6 protein-coding genes are annotated in these 7,378 nt (G+C 57.9%); 5 read left to right on the top strand and 1 reads right to left on the bottom strand.

The genetic code is table 11. The features are described from left to right. The first annotated feature begins 40 nt into the window (after positions 1 to 40). Both P0D96_RS47060 and P0D96_RS47055 read left to right on the top strand, forming a co-directional pair. The gene (locus P0D96_RS47060) at positions 41 to 280 is read left to right on the top strand and encodes a hypothetical protein (RefSeq protein ID WP_408321089.1); all 240 of its coding nucleotides are present in this window, start codon (positions 41 to 43) and stop codon (positions 278 to 280) included. Between the two features lie 737 nt (positions 281 to 1,017). Further along, positions 1,018 to 1,980 (top strand): LysR family transcriptional regulator, encoded by a 963-nt coding sequence (locus P0D96_RS47055; protein ID WP_408321087.1) that lies wholly within the window; start codon positions 1,018 to 1,020, stop codon positions 1,978 to 1,980. 282 nt (positions 1,981 to 2,262) lie between these two features. On the opposite strand, the gene P0D96_RS47050 is transcribed toward P0D96_RS47055, so the two are convergent. Further along, positions 2,263 to 3,075 (bottom strand): IS5 family transposase, encoded by an 813-nt coding sequence (locus tag P0D96_RS47050; protein ID WP_408321085.1) that lies wholly within the window; start codon positions 3,073 to 3,075, stop codon positions 2,263 to 2,265. Between the two features lie 1,283 nt (positions 3,076 to 4,358). Between P0D96_RS47050 and P0D96_RS47045 the strand changes: the two genes are divergently transcribed. Genes P0D96_RS47045 through P0D96_RS47035 form a run of 3 tightly spaced genes read left to right on the top strand, consistent with a single transcriptional unit; the run spans position 4,359 to position 7,293 of the window. Then, complete coding sequence (locus P0D96_RS47045) at positions 4,359 to 5,501, top strand: Re/Si-specific NAD(P)(+) transhydrogenase subunit alpha (protein ID WP_408321083.1); 1,143 nt, start codon at positions 4,359 to 4,361, stop codon at positions 5,499 to 5,501. Between the two features lie 11 nt (positions 5,502 to 5,512). Beyond that, positions 5,513 to 5,839, top strand: a complete 327-nt coding sequence (locus tag P0D96_RS47040; protein ID WP_408321081.1) for an NAD(P) transhydrogenase subunit alpha part 2 — start codon at positions 5,513 to 5,515, stop codon at positions 5,837 to 5,839. Continuing rightward, positions 5,839 to 7,293, top strand: coding sequence for an NAD(P)(+) transhydrogenase (Re/Si-specific) subunit beta (locus P0D96_RS47035; protein ID WP_408321079.1), 1,455 nt, complete (start codon positions 5,839 to 5,841; stop codon positions 7,291 to 7,293). Before P0D96_RS47040 ends, P0D96_RS47035 begins: the two co-directional genes overlap by 1 nt. Positions 7,294 to 7,378: the final 85 nt, after the last annotated feature.

Raw genomic sequence — 7,378 nt, 5'->3', positions numbered from 1 at the left:
GGCTTCTAGATCCATCTAGTCATAACAGAAGAAAAACCGAATGAAACATATCGTGACTGTTGCCGCGATTGCAGTGTCGGTTTTTGCGAACTTCGATTATGCCGTTGATCCCGCACTCACTTTTGACGCCGCATCAAATGGAGCCGAGGTGCAGGAGAGGTCTTCGCGCGATGATGTCGCTTCGTCGAATACCTGGTCAGAAGTTCGCCGGCAGCTTGACGAATCTGAAACGAAGGATGGGATAAAACGGCTCGATGGCAGCCTGTATGTTGGTCATTGATGGCACACGTTGCCTAGTAGCATGTGTTGCAAGTCGCCTTGTCCTCTAGTCGACACCGGAGGCAGTACTGTGGTGGTGTCAAGTTTGAGACGCATGCTCACCGCCCCAGTGATGTTGGCGTTAGGTGGAGCGGGCGTGCTACCACGTCGACTGATGCGAATGACCGCGTACGCAATGCCGAAAAGAGCGTTCTGAAGCTTGGGTTGGACCTATCGAGGTCGAGATCGACCAAGTCGGAAGTGGACGATATTGGCGTCGACCTGCTTGGGCAGCGGAGGCAGCGAGCAACTAGCGCTGTAGACATGGCCGGACACGCGCGAATGCGCGTGTCCGGCCTTGAGCAAGGTGTCAATGGGTGGTATAGGCATGTTGGGACTGTCGATTTCGATCTGGCTATGTGGCCATGAAGCGTAACCGGAAGCAACAACGCATAGAGTTTGTCGCTCAGGAGGTTGACAGAGAGGTTCCGTTGACATGCCAGACAGCCCGATCGCGAGACGGCTTCGAGATGAAATCGCGCGCATCGGTGGGTCCTTCGCTGCGCCGTGCGGACCAACCGGGCTATTTTTCAGTACCTCTGCGAGGAGAGCATCGCCGCTACACTGATCGATCTACTCGCAGGAAGCAGTCGCAGTCAGGTGCAGCAGGTCCGGCGCGCGTAGAAGCTCCTTGCGACTCAAAGCACATCGTTACAACGCCGGTCTGCCGAGAACGTTTTACTTGTAATCAGGATTCCGATGGACACTTTGGAAAGTATGCGGCTGTTCGTGCGAGTTACAGAGACTGGCAGTTTTACGAAAGCCGGGATTCTTGCATCCGTCTCGACAGCACACGTTTCACGTGCTATCACGGATCTGGAATCGCACTTGCACACGCGACTGTTGCAAAGGACAACGCGGCGGGTGTCGCTTACCGATGCTGGCGAACGCTATTTGCAACGCTGCGAGGAGATTCTGGCTCACGTGGAAGTCGCAGAGACCGAGGCGGCAGGCGCAGGCACCCAGCCCTCCGGCAAGTTAAAGGTCCACGTGACCACCGGCTTCGGTCAACGTCATCTGGCGCGGCTCATCGCACGCTATAGCAAACGGTTCCCGGACGTACTGATCGAACTGGTACTCGCGCAGCGCGTGCCCAATATCATCGACGAAGGCATTGACGTGTCCGTGGTAACGACACGAGATCTGATGGATTCGGCCTTAATTTCCCAACGCATCGGAAGTGTACAAACGATTCTGTGCGCCGCCCCACAATACCTGTTGAAGCGCGGCACGCCAGTTAGACTCGCGGATCTGAACGAACACACGTGCCTGCAATTGATGTTGCCGTATGTGCCCCCCGGACAATGGCTATTCGAAGATGTAAGCGAGCCGGTTTTCCGTCATACGCGGCCTGCGCCGCTTATCGTGAACGACGCCGAAGCGCTGGTCGAGACGATACGTGAGGGTCTGGGAATCGGACCTTTACCGATCTCTTTCGCGCTGTCAGGCTTGCGCGACGGGAGCCTCGTTCGCGTCTTGCCCGACCATCGCTTGCAGAAGTGCAACATCTATGCGATGTATGCGTCGAGACGCTACCTCGACGCCAAGATCAAAACGTTCGTCGAGTTCGCACGAGACCAGGTGCCGCTTGCGCTGGCTGACGAGAATCGGGAGCTCTTGGCGTTGGCGGACAGCCTGCTGAATGAAACGTACTCTAGTTGATAGCGTACGGACATTGTTCGGCCATATATCATTGCCGTGCCAAGATGGTCATAGTTCTATGACTACAGCAATCCGTCGATGCAGCGCCACGCACGAAGGCAATTGTCCGGTGGAGTTGACGACCGGGAGGAGTGCCACCTGAACTGACGCTCGTTTCTGGAGATCGGACCGTCGCAACGGAAGCGGTCGGGATGGCGAGGGGTCGATGTTCAAGATATCAAACTATATTGAATGACTTATGTAAATGCCACCGCTCCTGCAGTGTGGTTCGGCTAGAGCGTGTTAGGCACTTTGAAGTACTGGCACTGCGTGAACGAGCATGAGCATTGCGAAGACCACGAAATGAAGTCCTGCAAGGGTTTCGGGCAGCCGTTCAAAATCACGTGCGAGACGGCGGAAACGGTTGAGCCAGCCAAAGCTGCGCGCGACCACCCACCGCCGAGGCAGCAGCACGAAGCCCTTTTTCGCTTCCTCCAGTTTGATTACCTGCAGTTCAATACCTTCATCGAGCGCGGCCTGCGCTGGCTCTTTGCCCGTGTATCCTTGATCGGCAAATGCCACTTTGACCGTGTGTCCCGTTACCTGCTGGATCTGACGCGCAAGCTCCGCTACCTGGGCGCGCTCCTGTTCGTTGGCCGGCGTCACATGTATCGCCAGCAACTGTCCCAAAGTGTCTACCGCAATGTGCACCTTGCTGCCACGCTTGCGCTTATAACCGTCATAGCCCGCACGCGGGCCGCTCTCGCAAGTCGACTGTATCGTGCGACCATCCAGCATGACGGCGCTGGGCTGTCCCTGCCGTCCCTGTGCCACGCGTATCATCGAGCGCAGATCACAGACCATGTTCTCAAAACAGCCTGCCTGTAACCAGCGTTGAGTCTGCTGATAAACCAGTTCCCAAGGCGGGAAATCATTGGGCAGCATCCTCCACGGCGCGCCGGCCCGAGCCATCCAGCGCAATGCATCAAACATGTCACGCAGTTCGTATTTGCGCTGCGGCGCGGTGACGTCCATCAGCGTCAGATAGGGCGCTGCGAAGCTCCATTCTTCGTCGGACACATCGGTCGGATACCCTTTGCGATCTGCTCTTTTCATCCCGCCAGGATACCAGGTCTCCTGCAAAGTGCCTAACACGCTCTAGACCATGTTAAGGAGAGTCGGTGCATTCTTTGGAGTCAAGCCGGTTTTTCACTCGACAACGTGGCGCACGCCGACCTCCCGGATATTCTCAGACTCCGCTGTCCGTCTCCTTGCCCGTTCCATATGGATGGGGCATGCCCATGCAGCCGAATCCGCCGGGCGAAGCGTCGAGGTCTCATTAGCTCTGAAGCAAAGGTCCGTTACCTTCCAGTGCATTAAGTGCGAGTTACGGACGCCGGCTTCTATGAATTCATAGAGGTAGTGTTGATTACATCATATAAACAGTTGGTTATACATAGTATAATATAAAGAGGAAACACGATGACAGTCTCAGAGCGGTCTATCCATGCCATCATGTCATTGTAGATATGACATGATGGCGGTCCTAATGTGCCGAGGGAACAAGCAAAATGAAGGCGCTTCATGTCTAGTGACATCAGTTAGAAGTTCGCACATTAAGTGTTCGCCGTTATAGCAGTCGGAAGAGTATGTGGCATTCCGCTAAGACGCGTATGAAGGTAGCATGTCCCTTTCGATGCGAATCGTAGCACTCAACTTAACGAGGGCTGGCGGCTTCATTGATGTGTTACGTTGAAGCGGAGGTCAATGGACATGATGGACAGGTCGTTGCGTTTGCTGGTTGAGAGGTGGCTTGGCACAGCGCCCGCGACGCCAGCGCGCATGACCCGATTCGACCGCATGCGCTCAAATCAGAGGCGCTACGTGTGCGTTGAAGCGCTGCGTCCAGCGGTCACGCTGACAGTTTATTTCTCATTCTCCACGATGACGGTATATGGCGCGTGGTTCCTCCTTACCTCGGGCGTTCGGCGATGAGTACCTCTTCAAGTCAAGCAGGGATTGTTGCGTGTTGAAACCCTGCTAATGCGCGTCCTGAGGGAGGTAACTATACGGAACACAAGCAACATCCTGTTGAAACGTACCCGGTCGTCGAGAACGAAGCAACGTGGTTCGTTCTCAAGAGTGTGATCTGGGCGTATGTTTGTGAGTAGCTTCTGGATTGGCCTGTTCGCGTGGTGATCAAAAGTCCGTTCTTTAGACGTTCGGGGCGTAACATCAGCATTTTCTCCGTTGAAATCGTATCCGACTACAGCGTTGGGCGCACGACTAAGGATCAATCGTAAGCGTGACGCATCTTATCGAAACTATTCGTGCGATTTTCGGAAGGGAAGGCAATTGCTTCCTTATCCGCTGACATCATTTATCAAGGCATTCTCTTTATGCTAATCGGAATTCCGAGGGAGACGCGCGCGCACGAAACCCGCGTCGCCGCGACGCCCGAAACGGTCAAGAAGTATGTGACCCAGGGCCACCGGGTCACGATCCAGAGCGGTGCCGGCACCGGCGGGAGCTTTCCTGACGATGCTTTTACAGCCGCCGGCGCGGAAATCGTCGATGCGGCGACCGCTTTTGGCGCTGAACTCGTCCTGAAGGTCCAGTCGCCCACCGATGCCGAGTTGCCGCTGCTTAAACGCGGCGCGACGCTGGTCGGCATGCTCGATCCGTTTAATTCAGAAAACTCATCAAAGCTGGCGGCTGCGGGCGTCACTGCGTTCGCCTTGGAAGCCGCGCCGCGTACCACGCGCGCGCAGAGCCTTGATGTGCAGTCGTCGCAGGCGAATATTGCCGGGTACAAGGCCGTGTTGCTGGCCGCCACGCTCTATCCGCGTTTCATGCCGATGCTGATGACCGCAGCGGGCACCGTGAAGGCGGCGCGCGTGCTGATTCTCGGTGCGGGTGTCGCCGGTTTGCAGGCGATCGCAACCGCCAAGCGTCTTGGCGCCGTGATCGAAGCTTCGGACGTGCGCCCGGCGGTGAAAGAGCAGATCGAATCGCTCGGCGCGAAGTTTCTCGACGTGCCCTACGAAACCGACGAGGAGCGCGACGCCGCGCAGGGCGTCGGCGGCTACGCGCGGCCGATGCCGCCTTCGTGGCTTACGCGTCAGTCCGCATTGGTCCATGAACGGGCCAAACAGGCCGACATCGTGATCTCGACCGCCCTGATCCCGGGCCGGCCTGCACCGACGCTGATCTCGGTGGAAACGGTGCAGGCGATGAAACCCGGCTCCGTGCTGGTCGACCTTGCGGCAGGACGCGGCGCCGAATACGAAGGCCGGCGCGGCGGCAACTGCCCGCTGACCGAAGCGGATCAGGTCGTCCTGAAACATGGCGTACAGATCGTCGGCTATACGAATCTGGCCTCGATGGTGCCCGCCGACGCGTCGTCCCTATACGCACGCAACCTGCTCGACTTCCTTAAGCTGATCATCACCAAGGAAGGCGCCCTGAACATCGATCTCGCAGACGACATCGTCGCGGCCACGCTGCTGGCCCGCGACGGCGAAGTCACGCGCAAGGCTTAAGGAGAACGGCGATGGAAGTCATCAACCACACCGTCATCAACCTGATTATCTTCGTGCTGGCGATTTACGTCGGCTACCACGTCGTCTGGAACGTCACGCCCGCGCTGCACACGCCGCTGATGGCCGTGACCAATGCGATTTCGGCGATCGTGATCGTCGGCGCGATGCTTGCAGCAGGCCTCACCGTGGGCGACACCGGCAAGTTTTTTGGCACGCTCGCCGTCGCGCTTGCGGCGGTGAACGTGTTCGGCGGATTCCTGGTGACAAGGCGAATGCTGGAGATGTTCAGGAAGAAAGAGCCGAAGAAGCTCCCCGCAGCCGCCAGGGAGAACGCGTAATGAGTCTGAACGTCGTCACGCTGCTTTATCTGGTTGCGTCGGTCTGTTTCATTCAGGCGCTCAAGGGGCTGTCGAATCCGAAGACGGCGCGCATCGGCAATACCTTTGGCATGGTCGGGATGGCGATTGCCATTCTCACCACCATCGCGCTGATCGTTAAACAGGCGAATGCACTTGGCTCGAATCTCGGGTTGGGGCTCGGCCTGCTGCTGGTCGCGCTGGTGATCGGCGGTGCGATCGGCGCGTTCGTCGCCGCGCGCGTCGAGATGACCAAGATGCCGGAACTGGTCGCGGCGATGCACTCGCTGATCGGTCTCGCTGCCGTGTGTATTGCGTATGCGGTGGTGTCGGAACCGTCGGCCTTCGGTCTGGTTGATCCGGATAATCCGATTCCGGGCTTCCTGCCGTATGGCAATCGCGTCGAGCTGTTCATCGGCACGTTCGTCGGCGCCATTACGTTTTCCGGGTCGGTGATCGCGTTCGGCAAGCTGTCGGGTAAGTACAAGTTCCGGCTCTTCCAGGGCGCACCGGTCGTCTATGCAGGGCAGCATCTGATCAACCTGCTGCTCGCGATCGCGATGCTTGGCTTCGGCGTGATCTTCTTCCTCACGCAATCCTGGCTACCGTTCATCATCATGACGATCATCGCCTTCGTGCTGGGCGTGCTGATCATCATTCCGATCGGTGGCGCGGATATGCCGGTGGTCGTGTCGATGCTCAACTCGTACTCGGGCTGGGCGGCGGCGGGTATCGGCTTCTCGCTGAACAATCCGATGCTGATCATCGCGGGCTCGCTGGTGGGTTCGTCCGGTGCGATTCTGTCGTACATCATGTGCCGGGCGATGAACCGCTCGTTCTTCAACGTGATTCTCGGCGGCTTCGGCAACGAGGCGGGGGCGGCTGCGGCAGGTGGGTCGGCTGAGCAGCGTCCGGTGAAATCGGGTTCTGCCGATGATGCTTCGTTCATGCTCGGCAATGCTGAAACCGTGGTGATCGTGCCGGGTTACGGCCTGGCGGTCGCGCGGGCGCAGCATGCGTTGAAGGAACTGACCGACAAGCTGGTCGAGAAAGGCATCGAGGTGAAGTACGCGATTCACCCGGTGGCCGGACGGATGCCGGGGCACATGAACGTGCTGCTCGCGGAAGCCGAAGTGCCGTACGACATGGTCTATGAAATGGACGACATCAACGGCGAGTTCGGTCAGGTCGACGTGGTGCTGGTGCTCGGCGCGAACGACGTGGTGAACCCGGCGGCGAAGAACGATCCGAAGTCACCGATCGCGGGCATGCCGATCATCGAAGCGTACAAGGCGCGCACGGTCATCGTGAACAAGCGTTCGATGGCAGCGGGTTACGCCGGCCTCGACAACGACCTGTTCTACATGGACAAGACGATGATGGTGTTCGGCGATGCGAAGAAGGTGATCGAGGATATGGTGAAGGCGGTGGAGTAGGCCCCAAACTGGATAGAAGTCAGAACGCATCTGGCACACACGGGGCGGCGAGCACATCACCATCGTCACGGTAAAACTTCGTCGG

It is taken from the genome of Paraburkholderia sp. RL17-347-BIC-D, assembly GCF_046027915.1.
Taxonomy (GTDB): Bacteria; Pseudomonadota; Gammaproteobacteria; order Burkholderiales; family Burkholderiaceae; genus Paraburkholderia.
Note: the sequence above shows the minus strand (reverse complement) of the source record. Positions and strands in the feature narration are given on the sequence as shown.

Excerpts from the sequence above, each read along its gene's own strand:
- P0D96_RS47040 (WP_408321081.1), top strand. The coding sequence starts at position 5,513 with ATGGAAGTCATCAACCACACCGTCATCAACCTGATTATCTTCGTGCTG.
- P0D96_RS47050 (WP_408321085.1), bottom strand. The coding sequence starts at position 3,075 with ATGAAAAGAGCAGATCGCAAAGGGTATCCGACCGATGTGTCCGACGAA.
- P0D96_RS47055 (WP_408321087.1), top strand. The coding sequence starts at position 1,018 with ATGGACACTTTGGAAAGTATGCGGCTGTTCGTGCGAGTTACAGAGACT.
- P0D96_RS47035 (WP_408321079.1), top strand. The coding sequence starts at position 5,839 with ATGAGTCTGAACGTCGTCACGCTGCTTTATCTGGTTGCGTCGGTCTGT.
- P0D96_RS47045 (WP_408321083.1), top strand. The coding sequence starts at position 4,359 with ATGCTAATCGGAATTCCGAGGGAGACGCGCGCGCACGAAACCCGCGTC.
- P0D96_RS47060 (WP_408321089.1), top strand. The coding sequence starts at position 41 with ATGAAACATATCGTGACTGTTGCCGCGATTGCAGTGTCGGTTTTTGCG.